Source organism: Nonomuraea sp. B208 (assembly GCF_057536035.1).
In genome coordinates, this window is the sequence record NZ_BAAJOU010000028.1 from 796,094 (window position 1) to 822,262 (window position 26,169).

A 26,169-nucleotide genomic window follows, 5' to 3' on the forward strand; every position below is an offset into this window, starting at 1 on the left:
ATGGGACTCGCGCGTCGCCTCTACCGGGGCGAGATCGACGTCGACTTCGTCGGCAAGTGGAGGCTCTGGTACAGCCTGTCGGGTGTGCTGCTGCTCGTCTCGATCGTCGGGCTGCTCATCAACGGGCTCAACCTGGGCGTGGAGTTCAGGGGCGGCACGGTCTTCTCGTTCAAGACGTCCCAGACCCTCACTGTCGAGCAGATCCGTGAGGACATCCAGGACGAGGGCGTGCACCAGGTGATCGTCCAGTCGGCCGGCGACGGCTGGCGGGTGACCACCGAGACCCTGGAGGAGGACTTCCGGGCCGAGGTGCAGTCCGCGATCGCCAAGGACTTCAACGTCCCGGCCGGCGACGTCAGCGTGCAGGCCATCGGCGCCACCTGGGGCGGCGAGGTGTCGCAGAAGGCCTGGATCGGCCTCGGCGTCTTCATGCTCGCGATCATCCTCTACCTGTCGATGGCGTTCGAGCCGAAGATGGCGCTGGCCGCCATCGTCGCGCTCTTCCACGACCTGGTCATCACGGCGGGCATCTACGCCTGGTCGGGCTTCGAGGTGACGCCGGCGACGCTGCTGGGCTTCCTGACCATCCTCGGCTACTCGCTCTACGACGCGGTCGTGGTGTTCGACATGATCAAGGAAGTCACGGCCAAGCTGGGGCACACGTCGAAGATGACGTACTCGATGGCGGCCAACAACGCGCTCAACCACACGCTGATCCGGTCGCTCAACACCTCGCTGGTCGCGATCCTGCCGGTGGCGGCGATCCTGTTCATCGGCACCACGCTGCTCGGCGCGGGCACGCTGAAGGACCTGTCGCTGGCTCTGTTCGTGGGCATGGTCGTCGGCACGTACTCCTCGCTGTGCGTGGCGACGCCGCTGCTGGTGACGCTGAAGGAGCGCGAGCCGAAGTACCAGGCCATCGCCAAGCGGCTGGCCTCCACGGGCTCGGGCAAGGGGGCGAAGGGCGGGCCCAAAAGCGCCGCGGTAGCCAAGGGCTGACCCGCCGCTCCGGCCGTTCGACTCGCCGACGCCCCCGCTCCCGGGTAGACGGAGCGGGGGCGTCGCCGTGTCCGGGCGGTCCCGTACGACGCTCTGGGATGGCAGGGGACGCCGCGGGATGTTCCGGACGGTCAGGACGTCCCGCCACGTCCCGGAGGACCGGAGGACGGCTCTGAGCCCCGTCTGACGCGTTCCGCGGCGCGGGCGCCGCCCCGGCGGAGCGCGGTGGGGCCGGCCGGGAGGATCGGTGGTCCGGGGGAGGGCCGGGATGCACCATCATGGTGCCGGGCATCCGGCCGGCGGAGAAGAGCAAGGGAGACGGCATGAGCGAGCTGAGCACGATGATCCTCGACCGGATCAGGGACGTCCCCGACTATCCCCAGCCGGGCGTCATGTTCAAGGACATCACTCCGCTCCTCGGCGACCCGGTGGCCATGGCGGCGGTCGTGGACGGACTGGCCGGCCTGTACGAGGTCGACAAGATCGTCGGCATCGAGGCCCGCGGCTTCATCCTGGCCGCCCCGGTGGCCTACCGCGCGGCCGCCGGCTTCGTCCCCGTGCGCAAGAAGGGGAAACTGCCCGCCGCCACGCTGGAGGAGTCCTACGATCTGGAGTACGGCTCGGCGACGATCGAGGTGCACCGCGACGCGTTCACCCCGGGCGACCGGGTCCTGATCGTCGACGACGTCCTGGCCACGGGCGGCACGGCCCAGGCGGCCGTGGAGCTGGTGCGACGGGCCGGTGGCACGGTCGTCGGCATCGCGGTCCTGATGGAGCTGGCATTTTTGCAGGGCCGCGAGCGTTTGGACGGAATACCGGTGCACTCCCTGGTGATCGTCTGAGCCCGGCCGCCGACGGCTTGGGTTCGTCACCTGGATACACTGGTGCATCTGGACCCGAGCGTGAGGAGCCATGTGCGTGAGGAGCCATTGCGGGAGGAGTCTGAGTGCCCCGTGATGCGGTCGTGCCCGAGATAACCGACTCCGGCAGTGCCGAGCCGTCCGGCGCCCCCGCCGCGCGCCGCCGGCGCTTCGGGGGTGGGGCCATGAATCCGGTGCTGGAGCCGCTGTTCCGTACGGTCAGGGCCACCCACCCCAAGGCCGACCTGCGCGTCATCGAGCGGGCCTACGACGTGGCCGCCTACCACCACCGCGACCAGAAGCGGAAGTCGGGCGACCCCTACATCACGCACCCGCTGGCCGTGGCCACGATCCTCGCCGAGCTCGGCACCGACGACGAGACGCTGTGTGCGGCGCTGCTGCACGACACCGTCGAGGACACCGCCTACAGCCTCGACGAGCTGCGCGCCGACTTCGGCGACACCATCGGCTCGCTGGTCGACGGCGTGACCAAGCTCGACAAGGTCAAGTTCGGCGACGCGGCGCAGGCCGAGACCGTGCGCAAGATGGTCGTGGCGATGTCCCGCGACATCCGCGTGCTGATCATCAAGCTGGCCGACCGGCTGCACAACATGCGCACCATGCGCTACCTGCCGGAGCACAAGCGCCACCAGAAGTCCCGCGAGACGCTGGAGATCTTCGCCCCGCTGGCCCACCGCCTGGGCATGAACACCATCAAGTGGGAGCTCGAGGACCTCGCGTTCGCCATGCTCTACCCCAAGCGCTACGACGAGATCGCGCGCATGGTGTCGGAGCGGGCCCCGCGCCGTGACCTGTTCCTGCAGGAGGTCATCGAGAAGGTCTCCGGCGACCTGCGCGAGGCGAGGATCCGCGCGGTGGTCAAGGGCCGGCCGAAGCACTACTACTCGGTCTACCAGAAGATGATCGCCAGGGACGTCGCCTTCGACGACATCTACGACCTGGTGGGCATCCGCGTCCTCGTCGACACCGTCCGCGACTGCTACGCGGCGCTCGGCACCATCCACGCCCGGTGGAACCCGGTGCCAGGACGGTTCAAGGACTACATCGCGATGCCCAAGTTCAACATGTACCAGTCGCTGCACACGACGGTCATCGGCCCCGAGGGCAAGCCGGTGGAGCTGCAGATCCGCACCCACTCGATGCACCACAGGGCCGAATACGGCGTCGCCGCGCACTGGAAGTACAAAGAGGAGGTCGGCGTCGCGGGCGCCGGTGGCAAGGTCAAGCCGGGCAACGACATGGCCTGGCTGCGCCAGCTCCTCGACTGGCAGAAGGAGACCGCCGACCCGGGCGAGTTCCTGGAGTCGCTGCGCTTCGACCTGTCGGTCTCCGAGGTCTACGTGTTCACCCCGAAGGGCCAGGTCATCGCCCTGCCCGAGGGGGCGACGCCGGTCGACTTCGCCTACGCGGTGCACACCGAGGTGGGCCACCGCTGCATCGGGGCGCGCGTCAACGGGCGGCTGGTGCCGCTGGAGTCGCGCCTCGGCAACGGCGACACCGTCGAGATCTTCACCTCCAAGTCGCCGGACGCGGGGCCGTCGCGCGACTGGCTGAAGTTCGTCAAGTCGGGCCGGGCCCGCAACAAGATCCGGCAGTGGTTCTCCAAGGAGCGCCGCGAGACCGCGATCGAGGCGGGCAAGGAGGCCATCGGCCGGGCCATGCGCAAGCAGGGCCTGCCGCTGCAGCGGCTGATGTCGGGGGAGGCGCTGCTGGCGCTCGCCCGCGACCTGCGCTACTCGGACGTCTCGGCGCTCTACGCGGCCGTCGGCGAGGGCCACATCGCGGCCCAGGCCGTGGTGCAGAAGCTGGTCGCCTCGATCGGCGGCGTCGACAGCGCCGAAGAGGACATCGCCGAGACCTCGCTGCCCACCCGGCTGCGCGGGCGTCCCCGCGGCGGGGGCGGCGCGGGCGTGGTCGTGGCGGGCGACGCCGACGTGTGGGTGCGCCTGTCGAAGTGCTGCACGCCGGTGCCCGGCGACGACATCGTCGGCTTCGTCACCCGCGGCCACGGCGTGTCCGTGCACCGCTCGGACTGCACCAACGTCCAGCAGCTCAAGTCGCAGCCCGACCGGCTGGTGGAGGTGAGCTGGTCGCCGGGCGACGACAGCGTCTTCCTGGTGGCCATCCAGGTCGAGGCGCTGGACCGGCCGCGGCTGCTGTCCGACGTCACGCGCACGCTGTCCGACCAGCACGTCAACATCCTGAGCGCCTCGGTCACCACGTCCCGCGACCGGGTGGCGATCAGCAAGTTCACCTTCGAGATGGGCGATCCGAAGCACCTGGGCCACGTGCTCAAGGCCGTGCGCAACATCCAGGGCGTCTTCGACGTCTACCGCGTGAGCGGCGCCGGCGGCTGAGCCGGCTTCCTCAGCGGGGGCGCAGGTCGGGGAGGTTGACCACGATCGCCTCCTGGGTGCTGCGCGCGATGACGACCACGGCCTCCCGCTCGGGGTCGGGGTTCTCCTCGCGGTGCGGCACGTACGGCGGCACGAACACGTAGTCGCCGGGCCCGGTCTCCAGCCGCACCTCCTCGCCGTCGCGCAGGAACACGAAGGACGGCGTGCCGCTGACCACGTAGATCGCGGTCTCGGAGGCCCCGTGGTGGTGGTCGGCGGAGCGGGTGGCGGGCGCGACGTGCGTCTGGCCCATCCACAGCCGCTCGGAGCCGGCGTTCGCGCCGCTGACGGCGGCCAGCCGGCGCATGCCGGGGCTCTGCGCCGTCTCGTCCGAGAGCGTCGCTGCGGGCACGTGACGCAGCGGCCGGTGGAAGGGGTCGCCCTCGACCCGGTAGCCCTCCCAGAGGCGCCCTCCCGCCCGTTCGAGGACACCGGAGGCGACGGCGGCCAGGCGGGCGGGGTCGTCGCGGGCGGCCAGCAGCCGTTCGGCCAGCTCGGGGTCGTGCGCGCGCAGCTCACGCAGCAGCCACTTGCCGCTGCCCTGCCAGCGCCGCCCGAACCCGAGCGCGAGCCGGGCGGTGTCCTGCACCACCTGCCAGGCGATGAACGCCCGCTCCCCGGGATCGCCCGCGCCCGCGAGGTCGTCCAGCAGGTCGGACAGCACGTAGCGGGCCCGCGCTGCCTCGCCGTCGCTCAGCCCGCCGGGCCCGGCCGCCAGGCGCTCGCCCAGCGCCGCCTGCAGGTCACTGGCCCGGCCGCCGGTGCGGTCGGTCAGCACCGCGCCCTCGGCGCACATGCGCGCGAGGCTCGGCTGCCGCCGGTCGAAGTCGCGGTCGAGGTAGGCGCGCAGGCTCGTCTCGCTGTTGACGAACAGTTCCACCGGCCAGCCCCGCCAGCGCAGCGACTCGCGGTAGGGCGTGGGCAGGCCGTCGAGCACCACGACGACGTCGAGGTCGGAGGTGCTGGTGCGGCGCTCGGTGAGCACGCTGCCGCCGACGAAGGCGTACAGGGCGCCGGGGAACAGCTCCTCGACGAGCGCACGCGCGACACTGACCGGATCCATGCGGTCAGCCTAGATCGCGGGATGGGCCGCGTGCCGCCCGATTCCCCGTGATCGGGCGGAAAGCAGGGACGTGGACGCGGCGGTCCGGCCGGCGCGCCCTACCCGCAGGTCAGCGAACCTGCCCGCAGCGTCAGCTGAACTCGGCCAGCGTGCGCTCGGCCTCCTCCAGCCAGGAGCGGCGGGCGATCAGGGCCTCCTCGGCCTCCTTGACGTCCTTGGCGCGGCCGGCCGACTGCGCCTTGGACAGCCGCTTCTCCAGCTGCTCGATCGAGGTGCGGAGCTGGTCGACCGTGCTCTGCGCGCGGGCCCTGGCCTCGGGGTTGGAGCGCTTCCACTCGGCGTCCTCGGCCTTGCGCACGGCCTCGTCCACGCGGCGCAGCCCGCCCTCCAGCCGGTCGCGCTGCTCGCGCGGCACCGGCCCCGCGGCCTCCCAGCGCTCCAGGAGGTGACGCAGCGCGGCGCGCGCCGTGCGGGCGTCCGTGACCGGCAGGATCTTCTCCGCCTCGGCCAGCAGCTCCTCCTTGACCTGCGCGTTGGCGGCCAGCGAGGCGTCGCGCTCGGCGAAGACCGCCGAGCGGGCCTGGAAGAACTGGTCCTGGGCGGCCTTGAAACGGCCCCACAGCTCGTCCTCGGCCTCACGCGAGGCCCGGCCGGCGCTCTTCCACTGCTGCATCAGCTCGCGGTAGACCGCCGCCGTGGGGCCCCAGTCGGTGGAGCCGGCCAGCGCCTCGGCCTCGGCGACGATGCGCTCCTTGGTCGCGCGGATGCCCTCGCGCTGCTCGTCCAGGCCGGCGAAGTACTGCTTGCGCCGCTTGGCGAAGGCCGTACGGGCGGCCGAGAGCCGCTTCCACAGCGCGGCCTCGGTGACCCGGTCGATGCGGTCGGCGGCCTTCCACTCCTCGACGAGCTGGCGCAGCCGCTCGCCGCCGGACTTCCAGTGGGTGGTCTCGTCCGCGATGCGCTCGGCCTCGGCGACGATGCGCTCCTTGACCGTCCTCGCCTCGGCGCGCGCCTGCTCGCGGGCCGCCTTCACCTCCTCGCGACGCTGGGCGACCAGCTCGGTCAGGCCGTCGAGGCGCGCCGTCAGCGCCTGCAGGTCGCCGATGGCGTGGGCGTCGGCGACCGCCTCGCGCAGCTTGGCGATGCTGGCCTCGGCCTGGGCCGGAGCCAGGTCGGTGCCCCGCACCCGCTGCTCGAGCAGCTGAACCTGGCCCGCCAGCTCGTCGTACTTGCGATGGAAGTAGGCCAGTGCCTCTTCGGGTTCACCGGCCTGCCAGGAGCCGACGGCCCGTTCTCCCTCAGCCGTACGCACGTAGACGGTGCCGTCGTCGTCTACCCGGCCCCACGGGTCGGTGCTCACCGTGTCCTCCCGCACTCTCCATCAGACCCTTCGGGACTACTTCGTCCCTAGTTTGTATTACGTCAGCTCTTGCTGGCGATTGTCACGTCTTTGATTTCCATGGTTTCCTTCGGCGCCCCGGTCCCGTCGCCCATGTCGGCAATGACGCCTGCTTTGTTCACCTTGTCCAGGATGTCGAGACCCTTCGTGATCGTACCCACAGGCGTGTAATCGGGGGTGAGCTGGATGTCACCGAACACCAGGAAGAACTGGCTTCCCGTGGTGCCGGGCGCGCTGGTCTTGGCCATCGCCATGACGCCGCGCTTGTACTGGGCTCCTTCGAGGTTCTCCTCGGCCATCACGTAGCCGGGGCCGCCCGCGCCGTCCTGGCTCTTGCCGTCGGCCTTGGCGGTCGGGTCGCCGCACTGCAGCATGGGGAACTTCTCGCTGCCCAGCCGGTGGCACTTGCTGCCGTCGTAGTACTTCTTCTTCGCCAGGAACTCCAGCGAGTTGGTCGTGCAGGGGGCCTTGGCGTTGTCGAGCTCGACCACGACGTCGCCCAGGTTGGTCTTGAGCGTCATGGTCTTCTTGGCGGGAGTGGTCTTGACCTTCGCCGGCGGCATGCCGACGTCCTTGACCGTGCCGCCGGTGGTGTCCTTGACGTAGTCGCAGGTGCCCGTGGCCGCGTCGTACGGCTTGGGTCCTGTGCTCGCCGAGGCCGAGGCGGTCTCCGCCGCCGAGGCGCTCGGCGAGGCGGCCGCCTCCGTGCCCGTGTCGCCGCCGCCCAGGAGCGCGACCGCGGCCACGATTCCGCCGACCACGATCACCACGCCCACCGTCGAGCCGATGATCGCCGTGCGCTTGGCCTTCTGCTCGCGCTCGAGACGGCGCTGCATCTGCCGCTCGTAGTGCTCACGCGCCAGCTGCTTCTGCCGGTCCTTCCCCGTGGCCACCGCTTTGCCTCCCATAGTCAATCAACCAAGGTGGGCGAATCGTATCGGCCAATGGGTAATGATTCGCAGCCCGGCGACCCGCACCGGTACCCTTCGGTTACATTCCCATTGGCTTTTCGACGAGATCACCTGAGGCAGATGCTCATCGCCGGCTTCCCCGCAGGGGCCTTCCAGACCAACTGCTACGTCGTCGCGCCCGCGGCCGGCGAGGAGTGCGTGATCGTCGATCCGGGCCAGGACGCCGCGGAAGGCGTCGACGACCTGCTGCGCGAGCACCGGCTCAAGCCGGTCGCCGTGATCCTCACCCACGGCCACCTCGACCACGTCTGGTCGGTGGCCCCCGTCTGCGGCGCCCGCGACGTGCCGGCCTGGATCCACCCGGACGACCGCCACCTGCTCAGCGACCCCGGCGCCGGGTTCTCCCGCGAGAGCGCCGCGCTGTTCGGCGGCCTCACCTTCAGCGAGCCCGACGACGTGCGCGAGCTGACCGACGGCGCCGTGCTGGAGCTGGCCGGCCTGGAGCTGGTCGTCGACCACACCCCCGGCCATACCAGGGGGTCGGTGAGCTTCCGGCTGCCCTCGGACGACGTGATGTTCTCGGGCGACCTGCTGTTCGCCGGCTCCATCGGCCGCACCGATCTTCCCGGCGGCGACTATCCGACCATCCTGCGCAGCCTGGCTACCAAGTGTCTGCCGCTGCCGGACGATACGGTCGTCCTGCCGGGCCACGGACCACAGACCACGATCGGCCGCGAGCGCGCGACCAACCCCTACCTGAAGGAAGCAGCGCCGCACGCCGGTCCCACACGAGGGATCTAATGAGCTTCCAAGCACCAAAAGGCGTCAAGGAATACGTTCCGCCGCAGGCCTCGACGTTCTACGCGATCCGCGCCGCGTTCGCCGAGACGGCCAGGCGCGCGGGCTACTCCTACCTCGAGACCGCGGTCTTCGAGGACACCCAGCTCTTCGCCCGTGGCGTCGGCGAGTCCACCGACGTCGTGAGCAAGGAGATGTACACCTTCACCGACCGCGGCGGCCGCTCGCTCACGCTGCGCCCGGAGTTCACCGCCGGCGTGCTGCGCGCGGTCCTGGAGCACGGCCTGCACCGCGGCCAGCTCCCGGTCAAGGTGTGGACCGACGGCCCGGTCTTCCGCGCCGAGGCGCCCCAGGAGGGCCGCTACCGCCAGTTCTACCAGCTCGACCTGGAGGCCATCGGCAGCGAGGATCCCGCGGTCGACGCCGAGACGATCGCGCTGGCCTGGCAGTGGTACACCACGCTGGGGCTCACCCGGGTCCGCCTGCTGCTCAACTCGCTGGGCTGCCGCGAGTGCCGCCCGATCTACCGCGCCCGGCTGCAGGAGTTCCTGCGCGCGCTCGACCTCGACGAGGCGACCCGCGCCCGCATCGAGATCAACCCGTTGCGGGTGCTCGACGACAAGCGGCCCGAGGTGCAGGAGCAGCTCGCGGACGCGCCGCTCATCGGCGACCACCTGTGCGCCGGCTGCAAGTCCTACCACGACCGGGTCAAGCAGCTCCTGGCCGACCTCGGCATCCCGTGGGAGGACTCGCCGCGGCTGGTGCGCGGGCTCGACTACTACACGCGCACCACGTTCGAGTTCGACCACCCGCTGCTCGGCGCGCAGTCCGGCATCGGCGGCGGCGGCCGCTACGACGGCCTGTCCGAGGCCATCGGGGGGCCCGCGCTGCCCGGCATCGGCTTCGGGCTCGGCCTCGACCGCACCGTCATCGCCCTGGAGCGCGAGGGCGTCGAGCTCGCCACCCCCGCCCGCTGCGAGGTGTACGGTGTGGCGCTGGGCGACGAAGCGGCCCGTGCCATGTTCACCCTCGTGAACGACCTGCGCGCGGCCGGCGTCGCCGCCGACATGGCCTTCGGCGGCAAGGGGCTCAAGGGCGCGATGAAGGGAGCCGACCGTTCCGGCGCCCGTTTCGCACTGATCCTGGGCGAGCGTGACCTCGCGGCCCAGGCCGTGCAAGTGAAGGACCTGACCACAGCAGACCAGACCGAGGTGCCGCTGGCCCAGGTCGTGGACGTCTTGAAGGGGAAAGTGCAGTGATCCGCACGCATACGGCCGGGTCGCTCCGCGAGGAGCACACCGGGCAGAAGGTGACGCTCGCGGGCTGGGTGGCCCGCCGCCGCGACCATGGCGGCGTGGTCTTCATCGACCTGCGCGACGCCTCCGGCTCGGCGCAGGTGGTCTTCCGCGAGGAGGACCACGCCCACGACCTGCGCGCCGAATACTGCGTGAAGGTCGTCGGCGAGGTCCGCCTGCGCCCGGAGGGCAACGAGAACCCCGAGCTGCCCACCGGGAAGATCGAGGTCGTCGCCGACACCGTCGAGGTGCTGAGCGAGTCGGCGCCGCTGCCGTTCCCGATCGAGGGCAACGTGGGGGTGTCGGAGGAGGCGCGGCTGAAGTACCGCTACCTCGACGTACGCCGCCAGCAGGTGGCCCATGCCATGCGGGTGCGCTCCAAGGCCACCTACCTCGCCAACGAGGTCATGAACGAGCTCGGCTTCGTCTACGTCGAGACCCCGACGCTGACCCGCTCCACGCCCGAGGGCGCCCGCGACTTCCTCGTGCCCGTGCGCCTGCAGCCCGGCAACTGGTACGCCCTGCCGCAGTCGCCGCAGCTGTTCAAGCAGCTCCTGCAGGTGGCCGGCCTGGAGCGCTACTACCAGCTCGCCAAGTGCTACCGCGACGAGGACCTGCGCGCCGACCGCCAGCCGGAGTTCACCCAGATCGACGTCGAGATGTCCTTCGTCGACCAGGAGGACGTCATCCAGGTCGGCGAGACGCTGATCGCCCGCCTGTGGCGGGAGCTCGCCGGCTACGAGCTGCCGACGCCGCTGCCGCGCATGACGTACGCCGAGGCCATGGCCCGCTACGGCTCCGACAAGCCCGACCTGCGCTTCGGCCAGGAGCTGGTCGAGATGACCTCCTACTTCGCCGGCACCACCTTCCGCGTCTTCCAGGCCGACTACGTCGGCGCGGTCGTCATGCCGGGCGGCGCCTCGCAGACCCGCAAGGAGCTCGACGGCTGGCAGGAGTGGGCCCGCTCGCGCGGCGCCAAGGGCCTGGCCTACGTGCTGGTGCAGGAGGACGGCACGCTCGGCGGCCCGGTCGCCAAGAACCTGTCGGAGGAGGAGCTGTCCGGGCTGGCCGCCAAGGTCGGCGCCGCCCCCGGCGACGCGATCTTCTTCGCCGCGGGCGCCCGCAACGCCGCCCGCGACCTGCTCGGCGCGGCCCGGCTGGAGATCGGCCGCCGCTGCGGGCTCATCGACGAGTCGCAGTGGTCGTTCCTGTGGGTCGTGGACGCCCCCATGTTCGAGGAGGACGGCGAGGGCGGCTGGACGGCCGTGCACCACCCGTTCACCGGCCCCAAGCCCGAGTGGGCCGACAACTTCCAGGACCACCCGGCCGAGGCGCTGGCCTACGCCTACGACATGGTCTGCAACGGCATGGAGATCGGCGGCGGCTCGATCCGTATCCACCGGGCCGAGATGCAGCAGCGCGTGTTCGACGTGCTCGGCATCTCCAAGGAGGAGGCCGAGAGCAAGTTCGGCTTCCTGCTGGAGGCGTTCAAGTACGGCCCGCCGCCGCACGGCGGCATCGCCTACGGCTGGGACCGCATCTGCATGCTGCTGGCCGGCGGCGAGTCGATCCGCGACGTCATCGCCTTCCCCAAGACGGCCTCGGGCTTCGACCCGCTGACCGGCGCGCCCACGCCCATCACGGCGGGACAGCGCAAGGAGGCGGGCGTCGACGCCACGCCGCGCAAGGACTGATCCGGGCCCGGCATGAGAGAAGCCGGCGGGGCGGGCGCCCTGCCGGCTTCTTGCGCGCGCGGGTCAGGAGAACGTGATGCTCTTGATGATGACCGGCTTCTTGGGGGCGGTGGTGCCGCCGTCGCCCGTGATGTCGGCCTCGTTCACGATGAGGTCCGAGCCGTCCTTGGCCAGGCCGACCAGCATGTCCAGGCCCTCGCTGACCACGCCGACGGTGGAGAAGCCACCGCCGAGCTGCGTGTTCTCGTCCGACAGCGAGAAGACGAACTGGCTGTTGTTCTGGCCCACCGAGTCGCCCGGCTGGGACATGAAGACCACGCCCTTGGCCGGCGGGATCTCGACGTTCTCGTCGCCGTAGACGAAGCCCGCGGTGCCCTGGCCGTCGGTCGGGTTCTTGCCGTCGGCCTTGGCCTGCGGGTCGCCGCACTGCAGCAGGTGCACGCCGGAGACGTCCGTGGTGACCAGCCGGTGGCACTTCATGTTGTCGTAGAAGTGCTTCTTGTTGAGGAAGCTGAGCGCGTTGACCGTGCACGGGGCCGCCTCGGTCATCAGGTCGACGACGACCTTGCCGCGGTTGAAGTTGATCGTCATCTTCTTCAACTTCATGTTGGGCTTCTTGCCGGGCAGGCCCACGAACTTGTTCGGGACGGAGTCGTCCCGCTTGTACGTGCACGTCACCGGCCCCGCCGCCGCGGTCGTCGTCGGCGCGATCGGCAGCGACGCCGAGGGCGATGCCGACGCCGACGCGGAGGCCGAGCTCTCCGCCGCGGCGGGGTCCGGCCCGTCGCCGCCTCTCAGCGTGGTCGCGGCGAAGATGCCGCCGGCCACCACCACCACAGCCACGCCCGCGCCGATGAAGGCGTTCCGCTTCGCCTTGGAGGAGCCCTCGGCCGCCGCGCGCTTCTCCTGCCGCTCCTTGTGCTCCCGCGCGAGGTCGCTCTTGCGGTCTTCGCCGCTCACCGCATGTCTCCTTCATCTTTGCCGACACATGACCAAACAACTCCGCGCATGCTACCGGCCCTCGGTATGTGCCGGATGTAAGTGGCAAAGCCGTGACATGCGACGGATGGGGCGGCGAACCTTATCGTGCTCCCGAACGTAGTTGAAAAGAGCACAAAGGAGCCGTCATGTTCGACCAGATCCTGGGCCTGCCGGCCCACGCGCTCGTCATCCACTTCGCCGTCGTGCTGATGCCGCTGCTCGCCGCGGTGGCGGCGGTCTACGCGCTGGTGCCGCGGTGGCGTCCGTACGTCGCCTGGGCCGCGATCCTGCTCTCCCTGGCCGGGCCCGTGTCCGTGTTCGCGGCCAAGGAGAGCGGCGAGCGGCTGAAGGAGGCCCGCTTCGCCACCGCGGAGGGTGAGCTCGGCCGGGCCATCGCCACGCACGAGAGCTTCGCCGACCCGCTGCTGCTGTCGGCGTCGGGCCTGGCCGCGGTCACGCTGCTGCTGGTGCACGCCACCCGCCCGGCCCGCGACTCCGTCGGCCGTGACCGCTTCGGCCGTCCCGTCTCGCTGGTCCTGTCCGGGCTCACGGTCGTGCTGGCCGCCGTGGCGGGCTACTTCTGCTTCCTGGCAGGGGACTCGGGCGCGAGGGCTGTTTGGGGCCTGTAATCTCGCTTTGTGGACAGCCTGTTCGATTCGGCGGCCGAGGACGCCACCCCGCAGCCCCTGGCGGTGCGCATGCGCCCGCGCACGCTCGACGAGGTCATCGGCCAGCGCCACCTGCTCGGCTCCGGCACCCCGCTGCGCCGCCTGGTCGAGAGCGAGGCCCCCATGTCGCTGTTCCTGTGGGGGCCGCCCGGCACCGGCAAGACCACGCTCGCCTACGTCGTCTCCAACGTCACCCAGCGCCGCTTCGTGGAGATCTCCGCCGTCTCCGCCGGGGTCAAGGACGTCCGCGCGGCCATCGACAACGCCCGCCGCGAGCTGGGCATGACCGGCCGCCAGACCGTGCTGTTCGTGGACGAGGTCCACCGCTTCAACAAGGCCCAGCAGGACGCCCTGCTGCCCGCCGTGGAGAACCGCTGGGTCACCTTCATCGGCGCCACCACCGAGAACCCGTACTTCTCGGTCATCTCGCCGCTGCTGTCGCGCTCGCTCCTGCTCACCCTGGAGTCGCTGTCCGACGACGACATCCGCGCCGTCCTGGAGCGGGCGGTGGCCGAGCCGCGCGGGCTCGGCGGGCGCCACCGGCTCGCCCCCGAGGCGCTGGAGCACCTCGTACGGCTCGCGGGCGGCGACGCAAGGCGCTCGCTCACCTACCTGGAGGCGGCCGCGCTGCTGGCCGAGGACATCACCGTCGAGGTCGTCGAGAAGGCCGTCGACAAGGCCGCGGTGCGCTACGACCGGCAGGGCGACCAGCACTACGACGTGATCAGCGCCTTCATCAAGTCGATGCGCGGCTCCGACGCCGACGCCGCGCTCCACTACCTCGCCCGGATGATCGAGGCCGGCGAGGACCCCCGCTTCATCGCCCGCCGCATCGTCATCTTCGCCAGCGAGGACGTCGGCATGGCCGACCCCACCTGCCTGCAGACCGCCGTCGCCGCCGCGCAGGCCGTCCAGCTCATCGGCCTGCCCGAGGGGCAGATCAACCTGGCGCACGCGGTCATCCACTGCGCGCTGGCCCCCAAGTCCAACGCGGTCGTCAAGGCCATCGGCGCCGCGATCGGCGACGTGCGCAAGGGGCTGATCGGCCAGGTGCCCGGCCACCTGCGCGACGCTCATTACGGCGGAGCGGCCAAGCTCGGCCACGGCGAGGGCTACAAATACCCGCACGACTTCGACCACGGGCTCGTCCGCCAGGACTACGCGCCCGAGCAGGTGCGCGAGCGCCGCTACTACGAGCCCACCCGGCACGGCGCCGAGGCTCCGGTCGCCGAGCGCTGGGCCAAGATCCGCGAGTTCCTGCGCGGTGGCCCCCTCACGCCTCGCGGTCCTCACTGATGTTGTCAGCGGGACGCGATAGGGTCGTGCCGTTCCTGCCCAGCACACAAGGGAGATGAGCGGATGCTAACCGCCGGAGAGGTCGCCGGTCTGATCGCCGCCACCGGCTGGGTCGTCCTGGTCTGCGTGCTGGCCATGGTGCTCGTCAAGCTCGCCCGGTTGCTCAAGGAGACCACCAAGGCGGTCACCGAGCTCAACAACCGCCTCACGCCGCTGCTCGACGACGTCAGCCTCACCGTCAACGAGACCAACAGGCAGCTCATGGCCGTCGAGGCCATCGCCAAGGACGTCAAGCAGGTCAGCGGCCACGCCGCCCGGCTGAGCGCGGTCACCGACACCATGTTCACCGGCCCGCTGATCAAGGTGTCCTCGCTGGGCTACGGCGTGCGCCGGGCCATCGAGGCCCGCCGGCCGGTCCGGCGCGGCCGGCCGGTCAACGGCGCCCGGCCGGGGCGGGTCAAATGATCCGCAGGCTGTTCTACCTGTCGCTCGGCGCGTTCCTCGCCTTCTGGGTGATGCGCCGGCTGCAGGCGCTGCACCCCGACCACGTCGCCCGCCGCACGGCCGCCGGGGCGGCGGGCATGCTCCAGCGGGTGAGAGACTTTACCTCGGACGCGCTCGGCGAGGCCGCGGTGCGCGAAACCGAGTTGCGGGCACGCCTCGGGCTCGACCAGGCTGAAGACACCCCCCGCTGACACCGACCGCTGACACATTCGTTCGACCCGACACGACGACTAACGCAAAGGATGGCCACCATGGAGTCGGCAGAGATCGCGCGCCGCTTCCTGCGCTTCTTCGAGGAGCGTGGGCACAAGATAGTGCCCTCGGCCAGCCTGATCGCAGAGGACCCCACGCTTCTCCTGGTTCCGGCCGGTATGGCGCCGTTCAAGCCGTACTTCCTGGGGCAGCGCAAGCCTCCGGCGTCCCGGCTGGCCACCGCCCAGAAGTGCGTCCGCACGCCCGACATCGAAGAGGTCGGCAAGACCACCAGGCACGCGACGTTCTTCCAGATGCTCGGCAACTTCTCCTTCGGCGACTACTTCAAGGCCGAGGTGATCCCGTTCGCCTGGGAGCTGCTGACCCGCTCCGAGTCCGACGGCGGCTTCGGCTTCCCCGAGGACAAGCTGTGGGCGACGGTCTATCTCGAGGACGACGAGGCGTACGACATCTGGCGCAACAAGGTCGGCCTGCCCGAGCACCGCATCCAGCGCCGCGGCCTGGAGGACAACTACTGGCACATGGGCGTGCCCGGCCCCGGCGGCCCCTGCTCGGAGATCTACTACGACCGCGGCGCCGAATACGGCAAGGAGGGCGGCCCCGTCGCCGACGAGGACCGCTACCTCGAGGTCTGGAACCTCGTCTTCATGCAGTACCAGCTCAGCGCGGTCCGCACCAAGGTCGATTTCGACATAGCGGGCGAGCTGCCGACCAAGAACATCGACACCGGCATGGGCCTGGAGCGCATGGCGGCGATCCTGCAGGGCGTCGACAACATCTACGAGATCGACACCACCTACAAGATCCTCGACAAGGCGGCCGAGCTCACCAAGACCCGCTACGGCCGTGACCGCCGCTCCGACGTGAGCCTGCGGGTGGTCGCCGACCACGTGCGCACCGGCACCATGCTGGTCGCCGACGGCGTCCTGCCCGGCAACGAGGGCCGCGGCTACGTCCTGCGCCGCATCCTGCGCCGCTCCGTACGCAACCTGCGCCTGCTCGGCTCCGGCGACGAGCGCTACATGCACGAGCTCACCGACGTCGCGATCAACGTCATGGGCGAGCAGTACCCCGAGCTCAAGGTCGACGCGCCGCAGATCCACGCGGTCATCGACGCCGAGGAGGCGAGCTTCCTCGGCACGCTCCGCACCGGCACCGCGATCTTCGACGTGGCCGTCGAGGAGACCAAGCGCAAGTCCGGCAGCACCCTGTCCGGCCAGCAGGCGTTCCAGCTCCACGACACCTACGGCTTCCCGATCGACCTCACCCTGGAGATGGCGGCCGAGCAGGGGCTCAAGGTCGACGAGGAGGGCTTCCGCCGGCTCATGAAAGAGCAGCGGCAGCGGGCCAAGGCCGACGCCGCGGCGAAGAAGACCGGCAACGCCGACATCTCGGTGTTCGGCCAGATGCTGGAGGCGGCGGGCAAGGTCGAGTTCCTCGGCTACGACCACACCGAGGCCGACACCAGCGTCGTCGGCATCCTGATCGACGGCGCGTCCGTCCCGGCGGCGGGCGCGGGCAGCACGGTCGAGGTCGTGCTCGCGCGCACCCCGTTCTACGCCGAGGGCGGCGGCCAGCTCGCCGACCAGGGCGTCATCCGCACCGGCGGCGCCGAGGTCGAGATCACCGACGTGCAGCAGCCGCTTCCCGGGCTCATCGTCCACCGCGGCAAGGTCCGCAGCGGCGAGCTCAAGGTCGGCGACGAGGCGCAGGCGGAGATCGACCTCGAACGCCGCCGCGCGATCTCGCGCAGCCACAGCGCCACCCACCTCGTCCACCGCGGCTTCAAGAACGCGCTCGGCGAGACGGCGGCGCAGGCCGGCTCGGAGAACTCACCCGGCCGCTTCCGCTTCGACTTCACCGCGGCCGGCGCCGTGCCGCCGAGCGTGCTGCGCGACGTCGAGGACGAGGTCAACGCGGTGCTCATCAACGACCTCAAGGTCAACGCCTTCTACACCTCCCAGGCGGAGGCGCGGGCGATGGGCGCGCTCGCCATGTTCGGCGAGAAATACGGCGACGAGGTCCGCGTGGTCGAGATCGGCGACTACTCGCGCGAGCTGTGCGGCGGCACCCACGTTCACAGCTCCGGGCAGCTCGGCCTGGTCAAGGTGCTCGGCGAGCAGTCGGTCGGCGCGGGCGTGCGACGGGTCGAGGCCCTGGTCGGCATCGACGCCTTCCGTTTCCTGGCCCGCGAGAGCGTGCTGGTCCACCAGCTCAGCGAGCAGCTCAAGGCGCGCCGCGAGGAGCTGCCCGAGCGCATCGACGGCATCGTCACCCGGCTGCGCACGGCCGAGAAGGAGCTGGAGCGGCTGCGCTCGGCGCAGGTGCTCGCGGTGGCGGGCGAGCTGGTGGCGCAGGCCCGTGACCAGCGCGGCGTCTCCGTCGTGACACACCGCGCGCCTGATGGCACGGGCTCGGATGATCTGCGTAAGCTCGCGCTTGATGTGCGTGGCAGGTTCCCGTCCGACAGGCCGGCGGTCGTCGTGATCGCCGGTGTCCCCTCCGACCGGCCTGTGGTGGTTGCCGCGGTCAACGAGGCGGGGCGCGAGCGGGGGCTCAAGGCTGGGCAGCTGGTCGGCGTCGCCGCCAAGGCGCTTGGGGGTGGCGGTGGCGGCAAGGACGATGTCGCGCAAGGCGGTGGCACGCGACCGGAGGCGATCGGCGAGGCGTTGCGCTTGGTCGATGAGGCCATCGCGGGTCAGCTCGGCTGACGCTGAGATGAGGTTCGGTTCACGGATCGGCGTGGACGTCGGCTCCGTGCGGGTCGGCGTGGCCCGCAGCGATCCTTCGGGGATGCTGGCCACGCCGGTCGAGACCGTCCGGCGTGGCAAGGGCGACCTCGACCGCATCGCGGCGATCGTCGCCGAGCACGAGGCGATCGAGGTCATCGTGGGGCTGCCCCGGTCGCTGTCCGGGCGCGAGGGGCAGGCGGCGGAGCTGGCCCGCGCCTACGCCGAGCGGCTCGCCGCCCGGCTCGCGCCGACGCCCGTCCGGCTGTTCGACGAGCGGCTGACCACGGTCGCCGCCCAGCACGGCCTGCGGGCCAGCGGCGTCAAGGCCAAGAAGCAGCGGGGCGTCGTCGACCAGGCGGCGGCCGTCGTGCTGCTGCAGGACGCGCTCGACTCCGAACGCGCCACCGACAGACCACCAGGCAGGCCCGTCGAACCGCCCGCGGCGGCCGACGGACCTGCCCAATGAGCCGGGGGCGCACGGGGCGGGGGAGCGCGGCGGGCGCCGGGGCGGTGACGCCGTGAACGAGACACCGGACGGCCGCCTGCCCGAGGAGCAGGACGACAGCGGTGACCTCATCCCGTTCGATTCCGAGGATGAGGTCGTGGGAGATGACGGCCTCAGGCCGGCCACCGACGACGCGACGGACGCCGCACCTTCGAAAACGACCCCCATCGACGGGCCAACGGAGGAGCCGCAAGACGACCAGGCCGGGGCGGCCGGCGACGGACCGGTCGGGGTGGCCGGTGACGGGTCGGATCGTGCGAGACCGGTCGGGGTGGCCGGTGACGGGTCGGATCGTGATGGGCCCGTCGGGGTGGCCGGTGACGGGTCGGATCGTGATGGGCCGGTCGGGGTGGCTTCGGCTGCTCCGCGTGGCGGCGTGAGTGGGCCTGCCCACGCGACGGGAGAGACTGCCGAAGCACCTGGAAGCCAGGGCGATGCCACGGCGCCCGCCGGCCTGAGCGAGGGCTCTGCCTCCAGCGGACAGACCTCCACGGGACAGACCTCCCGCGGGCTGGGCGATGGCGCCGCCGATGGACCAGCGCTCGGGGGCGCGGGTGCGAGGCCGGAATCAGCCGAGGGCAGCGAGGGGCCCGCGGCCGAGGGCCAGGGTGTGGAATTCGGGTCCGCCGGCCACGAGGGCGCGGGGGCTGTGTCCGGCGACCAGGACGGCGGGACGACGGCTGAAGCCGGGAAGAGCGGGCGGCGGAGGGCCGCGCGCAAGGCGGGGCTGGTGGCCGCCGGGCTGGCGGTGACGTTGATCGCGGCCGGTGTCGGCGTCATCGTGGTGGTCAAGCCGTATCTCAGCCCCGCCGACTTCGAGGGCAGGGGCGAGGGCACGGTGACGGTCCGCATCCCGCCCGGCTCCAGCGCCCAGGCGATCGGCGTGGCCCTGGCCGACGCCGGGGTGGTGGCGAGCGCGGGGTCGTTCGTACGCGCGACCGAGGACCGCGCGGTGACCGGACGGCTGCGTCCCGGCACCTACCGCCTGCGCAAGGGCATGGCCGCGACGGCGGCGCTGGACCTGCTGCTCGACGCAGGCTCACGGGTCGTCAAGCGGGTGACCGTGCCGGAGGGCATGCGGGTGAGCGAAGTGCTGGCCCGCCTGGCCAAGCAGACGGGCCTGTCGCTCCGCGAGTTCCTGGCGGTGGACAAGGGGCTGGTCGGCCTGCCGTCGTACGCGCCCGGCCTGGAGGGATTCCTGTTCCCGGCCACGTACGAGATCGAGCCCGGCGACACCCCCGTCGACGTGCTGGCGGCGATGGTGGAGCGTTTCGGCGCCGAGGCGCGCCGGCTCCGCCTGGCCGAGCAGGCCGCCCGCGTGCACCTGACGCCGCTGGAGGCGGTCACGGTGGCCAGCATGATCCAGGCCGAGGGCGGCACCGACGCCGACTACCCCAAGATCGCCAGGGTGATCTACAACCGGCTCCAGCGGGGCACCCCGCTGGAGATCGACAGCACCGTCCTGTACGCGCAGAAGCGGCGGACGCTGAGAGTGACCGAGAAGGACACCAAGGTCGACTCTCCGTACAACACCTACCGTCGCAAGGGGCTGCCTCCCGGCCCCATCGCCAATCCCGGCGCCAAGGCGCTGGTGGCGGCTCTGAACCCGGCGGACGGCGATTGGCACTGGTTTGTGACGACAGATCCGGCGCATAGAATCACCAAATTCACCAACAAAGAGAGCGAGTTCGTGAGATACCGGGAAGAGTTGAACAAGAACCTCGGGACGAGCTGATGTTCGACGTGGCTTCCTGCGCTCCCGCGCAAATGTCGCAGAAGGGGACACATCTCCTCTCTCTGTCCTCTAGCATGGCTACCCAGAGTGATCTCCGCTGGTCGTGGGAACATGATCGGCGGACCCCCCAGTTCCGCTCGGTGAGCTGTGCCGGTTGGGCACTTCCGCTTGACGCCTGGCCGGCCGTACCGGGAGATTGGCCTGCGAACCTATGAGCGATCTCGATCTGAACACGCTGCTCGGCGCCGAGGACGACGAAGGTCAGTCCCGACGGCGCGCCCGGGGCGGCCGCGGCAACCGGAGACGCCGCCGCCGTCGTAACCGGGGTGGATTCATCGCGCCGCTGCTCGCCTTCGTCGTGCTGGCCGGCATCATCGGCGGCGGCGGCTACTACGGCTACCTCTGGCTCAGCGACGCTCTCGTGCCCGACGACTACACCGGTCAGGGCACCGGAGAGGTCGTCATCGAGATCCAGGACGGCCAGAGCGCGTCGGAGGTGGCGCAGGAGCTGGAGAAGCAGGGGGTTGTCGCCAGCGCCAGGGCGTTCACCAACGCGATCGGCAACGCCAACAAGAGCGGCTCGCTGCAACCGGGCACGTACAAGATGCGCAAGAAGATGTCGGCCGCCGCCGCCGTCGACGCGCTCACCCCCACCAACAAGCTGCTGGTCAGGGTGCCGCTCAAGGAGGGCCTGCGGCTGTCGGACACGCTGGCCACGCTGGCGAAGGAGACCGGCAAGCCGGTCAAGGAGTTCCAGGCCGCGGCCAAGCAGGCCGACGACCTGGAGCTGCCGTCGTACGCCAGGGGCAAGCTGGAGGGCTACGCCTTCCCCGCCACCTACGAGTTCCAGCCCACGGCCACGCCGAAGCAGATGCTCGCGCAGATGGTCAAGCGGTTCAACCAGACCGCCGAGCGCATCGACCTCGAAGGCGGCGCCAAGGCCCTCGGCCGCAAGCCGCACGAGATCATGGTCATCGCCAGCATCATCCAGGCCGAGGCCGGCCGCGCCGAGGACATGCCGAAGATCGCCCGCGTCATCTACAACCGCCTCGAGCGGAACCCGCCGATGACCCTGTCGATGGACAGCACGGTGATGTACGCGCTCGGCAAGTACCGCACCTACGCGACCCACGCCGAGCTGGAGACCAAGTCCCTGTACAACACCTACAAGCACCTGGGGCTGCCGCCGGGCCCGATCTCCAACCCCGGCGACCACGCCATCGAGGCCGCACTCAACCCGGCCAAGGGCTCCTGGCTGTACTTCGTGGCCACCGACCCCAAGAGCTCGGTCACCAAGTTCGCCACCACGGACGCCGAGCGGCAGGCGCTGCTCGCCGAGTGCACCGCGAACGGCGGCTGCGGCGGCTGACCCGCCCTCCCGCCCGCCGACCCCGCCCACCTGCGACGACGAATCGCAGGTGGGCGGCGTCGTACGAGGAGCGGCGCGGCCCGCGATAGGGTCGTGCTGTTCGTCAGGGGAAGGAGCCGCGGATGCGCGCCGCCGTCATGGGGTCGCCCATCGCCCATTCGCTCTCGCCGTTCCTGCACCGCGCCGCCTACCGCGAGATGGGGCTGGCCGGTTGGAGCTATGAGGCGTTCGAGTGCGACGAGGCCCGCCTGCCGGAGCTGCTGGGCGAGCTGACCCCGGTGCGCGGACAGGGCCGCGCCGATGAGGACGCCGGCGAGGACGCCTGGGCAGGACTGTCGCTCACGATGCCGCTCAAGCGGGCCGTGCTGCCGCTGCTCGACACCGTCTCCGAGCTGGCCGTCGAGGTCGGCGGGGCCAACACGGTGGTGTTCCGTGACGGGCGCCGCCACGGCGACAACACCGACGTGTACGGCATCGTGCGGGCGCTGGCCGAGGCCGGCGTCCACGCTCCGCGCTCGGCCGTCGTGCTGGGCGGCGGCGCGACGGCGGCCTCCACGCTCGCGGCGCTGCGTGACCTCGGCCTGCACGCCGCCACCCTCCTGGTCCGCGAGCCGGCCCGCGCCGCCGGGACCGCCGAGGTGGCCGAGCGGCTGGGCATGGCGCTGGCCGTGGAGACGCTCGACAAGCTCGACGTGTTCACCGGGGCCGACCTGGTCGTCTCGACGCTGCCTGGCGGCGCGGCCGACGCCTTCGCCGACCGGCTGGCCCGGGTGCCCGCGCTGTTCGACGTGGTCTACTCGCCCTGGCCGACCAGGGCGGCCGCGGCCGTCGCGGCGGCGGGCGGCACGGTCGTGGGCGGCTTCGCGATGCTGCTGCACCAGGCGGTGCGGCAGGTGGAGCTGATGACCGGGCGCGCGGACGTGCCGGTGGAGGCCATGCGCGCGGCCGGCGAGGCCGAGATCCGCAGACGGGCGGCCACAGCCCCGGCCTGACGGCCCGAGGGTTCCGGCCTGACGGCCGGGAAAGTTTGTGACCGGCGGGAAGATTCGAGCGTCCCTGGCTGTTGTGGTAATGTAGCTCTCTGATCGGTCCGGCATGTTTGCTGGACGCGCAAGCGGAGGTCTCCCTCCCACCTGAGTCACCGAAAGGTGGCCGGGTCCAGGATCACGCCGGACTACTCCGGGGAGCTCGAGGCCACGAAAGCCAAAGAGCTCAGTGGCCCCGCATGCGCGACGTGCGGGGTTTTTCGCGTTAGGGGTAATGCGAAGGGCCTTGGGCACGACGAGCACGTAGGGATCGCAAACCTAGGAGGCCCCATCAGCACTGAGCCCCGCATCAACGAGCGTATCCGAGTTCCCGAGGTTCGCCTCGTGGGCCCGAACGGCGAGCAGGTTGGCATCGTCTCGATTCACGACGCCCTGAAGCTCGCCCAGGAAGCCGACCTTGACCTCGTCGAGGTCGCGGCCACGGCTCGACCGCCCGTGTGCAAGCTCATGGACTACGGCAAGTTCAAGTACGAGTCCGCGATGAAGGCGCGCGAGGCGCGCAAGAATCAGGCGCACACGATCATCAAGGAGATCAAGCTCCGGCCGAAGATCGACCCGCACGACTACGAGACCAAGAAGGGTCACGTGGTGCGGTTCCTCAAGGCGGGGGACAAGGTCAAAGTCACGATCATGTTCCGCGGACGCGAGCAGTCCCGGCCGGAGCTCGGCTTCCGGCTGCTGCAGCGGCTGGCCGACGACGTCCAGGAGCTCGGCTTCGTGGAGTCCCACGCCAAGCAGGACGGCCGCAACATGATCATGGTGATCGGTCCGCACAAGAAGAAGGCCGAGGCCAAGGCCGAGAAGGCGGCGGCCAAGGCACAGCGTGACGGCGAGGACGATTCCCCACAGGAAGCGTGACCTCCGGTAGGGGTTAGCCTTACAGAGCGCCCCGCGCCAGCCGCCGGCAGACGAAAGACGCCGCGACCGGGTCGGCCGACCACCGGCCCGGCTACCGGCACGACCGAAACGAGGAGAGACGGCGACATGCCGAAGATGAAGACGCACAGTGGTGCGAAGAAGCGGTTCCGGTTGACCGGTTCCGGCAAGATCAAGCGTCGCCGTGCCAACCGCGCGCACTACAACGAGTGGAAGTCGTCCACGCTGACGCGCCGTCTCAAGAACGAGGTCGTCCTTTCCGACGCCGACACCAAGAAGATCAAGAAGCTGCTCGGCAAGTAGCGCGATTCCCCGGGGAGAAGAAACATGGCACGCGTGAAGCGGGCGCTCAACGCCAAGAAGAAGCGCAGGGTCGTCCTTGAGAGGGCCAGCGGCTACCGTGGCCAGCGGTCGAGGCTGTACCGCAAGGCCAAGGAGCAGATGCTCCACTCGATGACCTATGCCTACCGTGACCGCAAGGACCGCAAGGGCGCTTTCCGCCGCCTGTGGATCCAGCGGATCAACGCCGCGGCTAGGCAGAACGGCATGACGTACAACCGCCTGATCCAGGGTCTGCGCCTGGCCGGCATCGAGGTTGACCGTAAGATCCTCGCCGACCTGGCGGTGAACGACGGCCAGACTTTCGCGACGCTCGTCGAGGCCGCCAAGAAGGCGCTGCCGGCGAACGTGAACGCGCCGGCCGCGAGCTGAACATTTTGTGACGAGGGCCCACCGTTGACGGTGGGCCCTTTGCTGTACCCGCACGACCGCAGTAGTGAACGTGTACGACCCAGGGGGAGTCGCATGGCCGGGTCCGAGCTGACCAACGTGAAGTCGCCGCGGGTGAAGGCCGCGCGCCGGCTCACCAAGCGCGCCTTCCGTGATCAGGACCGCAAGTTCCTGGCCGAGGGCCCCCAGGCGGTGCGCGAGGCGCTGCGGCTGGCGGACGTCACCCTGGAGCTGTTCACCACGGCCGAGGCCGAGCTGCGCCACGCCGAGCTGATCACCGAGGCCACGCTCCAGGGCGTGCCGGTGCACCGGGCGAGCGGCGAGGTCATGGCCGAGCTCACCCAGACCGTCACCCCGCAGGGCCTGGTCGCGGTCTGCCGGCTCGTGCACGTGCCGCTGGAGCGGGCGCTGGAGGGCACGCCGCGGCTGGTCGCGGTGCTCGCCCATGTACGCGACCCGGGCAATGCCGGCACCGTCATGCGGGCGGCCGACGCCGCGGGGGCCGACGCGGTGGTGTTCACCGACGCCTCCGTGGACCCGTACAACGGCAAGTGCGTACGCGCCAGCGCCGGAAGCCTTTTTCATCTGCCCGTCGTCATCGGTGCACCGGTGAGTCCCTCCGTGCGTCAACTCAAGGAGCGAGGCTTGCGCGTACTGGCGGCCGACGGCGCGGGCAAGCACACGCTCGACGACGTCGATCTGTCGGGTCCCACCGCGTGGATCTTCGGCAACGAGGCCTGGGGACTGCCGGAGGAGATACGCGCCGAAGCGGATGATGTGGTCAGAGTGCCCATCTACGGACAGGCTGAAAGTCTCAACCTGGCCACCGCCGCGGCGGTATGCCTTTACTCCTCCGCCAGGGCTCAGCGAGTGCCCTAGGCGGCCGGAAACCCGCTATTGTCGGCGTTGTAGGCGGAGGAGGCGAGGTCGTGCACGGCGCAGAAACCGACGGGCAAGTAGTGGCCGCCGCGTGCACGATAGCCATCGACGACCTTCCCGACGGCCTCATCGTGGCCGACCGATATGGCAGGGTGCTGGCCGTCAACCGCGCCGCCGCGAGGCTCACCGGCGTCCGCATGGAGCGCGCGGTCGGCTGCCACATGAACGACGTGTTCCCCTTCCGCGACCACGACGGGCGCGACTGGTGGAAGGCGCTCGACCCCGAGGGCGGGCTGCGCAGCCGCGTCCGGGTGCCGGAGCGGCCGCTGCACCTGCCCGGCGGGCAGGAGCTCTACGTCACCGCCCGGCTGGTCCGCGAGCCGGAGCGCGGCGGCGAGGTCGAGCGCGTCGCGATCACGCTGCGCGACGGCGGCGCCCGCGCCCGGCTGGAGCGCAGCCGCGCCGACCTGGTCTCGACCGTTGCCCACGAGCTGCGCTCGCCGCTGACCAGCGTCAAGGGGTTCACCGCGACCCTGCTGGCCAAGTGGAGCCGCTTCACTGAAGAGCAGAAGCTCGTCATGCTGGAGACGGTCAACAACGACGCCGACCGCGTCACCAGGCTCATCACCGAGCTGCTCGACGTCTCCCGCATCGAGTCCGGGCGGCTGGAGGTGCGCCGCCAGGTCGTCGACCTGCCGGCCCGCGCCCGCCGGATCATCGCCGGGCGGGTCGCGGCGGGCGAGCCCGAGGACCGGTTCCGGCTCGTCGTCCACGACGACCTGCCGGAGACGTGGCTCGACCAGGACAAAGTTGACCAGATTCTGAGTAACCTGGTGGAAAACGCGCTGCGCCATGGCCGCGGCACCGTGACAATGGAGATCGAGTCCGTCGGATGGGGAGTTGCCGTGTCGGTCCGCGATGAGGGCGAGGGCATCGAGCCCGAGCTGGCCCCGCGCGTCTTCCGGCAGTTCTGGCGCGGCGGCAACAGCCGCCGTCGCGGCGGCACCGGGCTCGGCCTGTTCATCGTGAAGGGCCTGGTCGAGGCGCACGGCGGCACGATCGTCGTGCAGCGGGCGCCCGAGGGCGGGGCGGAGTTCCGATTTACCGTGCCCACCGGCACCCCCGATTTCGCGACGTCCGCCTGACAGGCCCGGCAAGCGGGATTCGGGGCCGGTGGGCCGACCCCACTAGACTCTTTTC

General features: G+C 70.7%; 24 protein-coding genes. 20 read left to right on the plus strand and 4 right to left on the minus strand.

From position 1 onward, the window contains the following. From secF to AC27IY_RS40000, 3 genes are all read left to right on the plus strand, one after another. Window positions 1-999 carry a protein translocase subunit SecF gene (gene secF, locus AC27IY_RS39990; protein ID WP_344218482.1) on the plus strand — a complete coding sequence of 333 codons (999 nt, stop codon included), beginning with the start codon at window positions 1-3 and terminating at the stop codon, window positions 997-999. A gap of 323 nt (window positions 1,000-1,322) precedes the next feature. Further along, entirely contained in the window at window positions 1,323-1,841 is a 519-nt protein-coding gene (locus AC27IY_RS39995) for an adenine phosphoribosyltransferase (RefSeq protein WP_364445092.1), read from the plus strand. Between the two features lie 203 nt (window positions 1,842-2,044). Beyond that, a complete protein-coding gene (locus AC27IY_RS40000) occupies window positions 2,045-4,237 on the plus strand; it encodes a RelA/SpoT family protein (protein ID WP_364445165.1) in 2,193 nt (730 codons plus the stop codon). A gap of 10 nt (window positions 4,238-4,247) precedes the next feature. Here the strand turns inward: AC27IY_RS40000 and AC27IY_RS40005 are convergent, their stop codons facing one another. From AC27IY_RS40005 to AC27IY_RS40015, 3 genes are all read right to left on the minus strand, one after another. Further along, complete coding sequence (locus AC27IY_RS40005) at window positions 4,248-5,339, minus strand: cupin domain-containing protein (protein WP_449945486.1); 1,092 nt, start codon at window positions 5,337-5,339, stop codon at window positions 4,248-4,250. A 130-nt stretch (window positions 5,340-5,469) separates the two neighbouring features. Further along, complete coding sequence (locus tag AC27IY_RS40010) at window positions 5,470-6,699, minus strand: DUF349 domain-containing protein (protein WP_344218488.1); 1,230 nt, start codon at window positions 6,697-6,699, stop codon at window positions 5,470-5,472. 62 nt (window positions 6,700-6,761) lie between these two features. Continuing rightward, window positions 6,762-7,631, minus strand: coding sequence for a peptidylprolyl isomerase (locus AC27IY_RS40015; RefSeq protein ID WP_344218490.1), 870 nt, complete (start codon window positions 7,629-7,631; stop codon window positions 6,762-6,764). A 138-nt stretch (window positions 7,632-7,769) separates the two neighbouring features. Between AC27IY_RS40015 and AC27IY_RS40020 the strand changes: the two genes are divergently transcribed. From AC27IY_RS40020 to aspS, 3 genes are read left to right on the plus strand one after another with little or no spacing between them, the layout of a single operon-like run. Further along, entirely contained in the window at window positions 7,770-8,450 is a 681-nt protein-coding gene (locus AC27IY_RS40020; RefSeq protein ID WP_344218492.1) for an MBL fold metallo-hydrolase, read from the plus strand. Continuing rightward, window positions 8,450-9,706, plus strand: coding sequence for a histidine--tRNA ligase (gene hisS, locus AC27IY_RS40025; RefSeq protein ID WP_344218494.1), 1,257 nt, complete (start codon window positions 8,450-8,452; stop codon window positions 9,704-9,706). Before AC27IY_RS40020 ends, hisS begins: the two co-directional genes overlap by 1 nt. Next, on the plus strand, window positions 9,703-11,436 hold the full coding sequence (aspS, locus tag AC27IY_RS40030) for an aspartate--tRNA ligase (protein ID WP_344218496.1): 1,734 nt from the start codon (window positions 9,703-9,705) through the stop codon (window positions 11,434-11,436). The genes hisS and aspS overlap by 4 nt, the downstream gene beginning before the upstream one ends. 63 nt (window positions 11,437-11,499) lie before the next feature. On the opposite strand, the gene AC27IY_RS40035 is transcribed toward aspS, so the two are convergent. Then, on the minus strand, window positions 11,500-12,396 hold the full coding sequence (locus AC27IY_RS40035) for a peptidylprolyl isomerase (protein ID WP_364445097.1): 897 nt from the start codon (window positions 12,394-12,396) through the stop codon (window positions 11,500-11,502). A 167-nt stretch (window positions 12,397-12,563) separates the two neighbouring features. On the opposite strand from AC27IY_RS40035, the gene AC27IY_RS40040 reads away from it, so the two are divergent. From AC27IY_RS40040 to AC27IY_RS40105, 14 genes are all read left to right on the plus strand, one after another. Then, the gene (locus tag AC27IY_RS40040) at window positions 12,564-13,046 is read left to right on the plus strand and encodes a hypothetical protein (protein WP_449945478.1); all 483 of its coding nucleotides are present in this window, start codon (window positions 12,564-12,566) and stop codon (window positions 13,044-13,046) included. 69 nt (window positions 13,047-13,115) lie between these two features. After that, entirely contained in the window at window positions 13,116-14,381 is a 1,266-nt protein-coding gene (locus AC27IY_RS40045; RefSeq protein WP_344218604.1) for a replication-associated recombination protein A, read from the plus strand. 63 nt (window positions 14,382-14,444) lie between these two features. After that, window positions 14,445-14,846 (plus strand): DUF948 domain-containing protein, encoded by a 402-nt coding sequence (locus tag AC27IY_RS40050; RefSeq protein WP_344218502.1) that lies wholly within the window; start codon window positions 14,445-14,447, stop codon window positions 14,844-14,846. Then, complete coding sequence (locus AC27IY_RS40055; protein WP_344218504.1) at window positions 14,843-15,076, plus strand: hypothetical protein; 234 nt, start codon at window positions 14,843-14,845, stop codon at window positions 15,074-15,076. Before AC27IY_RS40050 ends, AC27IY_RS40055 begins: the two co-directional genes overlap by 4 nt. Window positions 15,077-15,136: 60 nt before the next feature. Continuing rightward, window positions 15,137-17,809: an alanine--tRNA ligase gene (gene alaS / locus AC27IY_RS40060; protein ID WP_423450392.1), complete on the plus strand. Its 2,673-nt coding sequence runs from the start codon at window positions 15,137-15,139 to the stop codon at window positions 17,807-17,809. A gap of 7 nt (window positions 17,810-17,816) precedes the next feature. Next, the gene (ruvX, locus tag AC27IY_RS40065; protein WP_449945475.1) at window positions 17,817-18,296 is read left to right on the plus strand and encodes a Holliday junction resolvase RuvX; all 480 of its coding nucleotides are present in this window, start codon (window positions 17,817-17,819) and stop codon (window positions 18,294-18,296) included. A gap of 649 nt (window positions 18,297-18,945) precedes the next feature. Beyond that, the gene (mltG, locus tag AC27IY_RS40070; protein ID WP_487181166.1) at window positions 18,946-20,070 is read left to right on the plus strand and encodes an endolytic transglycosylase MltG; all 1,125 of its coding nucleotides are present in this window, start codon (window positions 18,946-18,948) and stop codon (window positions 20,068-20,070) included. A gap of 211 nt (window positions 20,071-20,281) precedes the next feature. Next, window positions 20,282-21,439, plus strand: a complete 1,158-nt coding sequence (gene mltG, locus AC27IY_RS40075) for an endolytic transglycosylase MltG (RefSeq protein WP_423450389.1) — start codon at window positions 20,282-20,284, stop codon at window positions 21,437-21,439. A gap of 122 nt (window positions 21,440-21,561) precedes the next feature. Next, window positions 21,562-22,431 (plus strand): shikimate dehydrogenase, encoded by an 870-nt coding sequence (locus tag AC27IY_RS40080; protein ID WP_423476379.1) that lies wholly within the window; start codon window positions 21,562-21,564, stop codon window positions 22,429-22,431. A 342-nt stretch (window positions 22,432-22,773) separates the two neighbouring features. Next, window positions 22,774-23,343, plus strand: a complete 570-nt coding sequence (gene infC, locus AC27IY_RS40085) for a translation initiation factor IF-3 (protein WP_329592416.1) — start codon at window positions 22,774-22,776, stop codon at window positions 23,341-23,343. Window positions 23,344-23,469: 126 nt separating this feature from the next. Continuing rightward, entirely contained in the window at window positions 23,470-23,664 is a 195-nt protein-coding gene (gene rpmI / locus AC27IY_RS40090) for a 50S ribosomal protein L35 (RefSeq protein ID WP_344218514.1), read from the plus strand. Window positions 23,665-23,688: 24 nt separating this feature from the next. After that, entirely contained in the window at window positions 23,689-24,072 is a 384-nt protein-coding gene (gene rplT, locus AC27IY_RS40095) for a 50S ribosomal protein L20 (RefSeq protein WP_020547116.1), read from the plus strand. Between the two features lie 93 nt (window positions 24,073-24,165). Next, complete coding sequence (locus AC27IY_RS40100; protein WP_020547115.1) at window positions 24,166-24,969, plus strand: TrmH family RNA methyltransferase; 804 nt, start codon at window positions 24,166-24,168, stop codon at window positions 24,967-24,969. A 50-nt stretch (window positions 24,970-25,019) separates the two neighbouring features. Next, a complete protein-coding gene (locus AC27IY_RS40105) occupies window positions 25,020-26,114 on the plus strand; it encodes a sensor histidine kinase (RefSeq protein ID WP_344218517.1) in 1,095 nt (364 codons plus the stop codon). Window positions 26,115-26,169 lie beyond the last annotated feature (55 nt).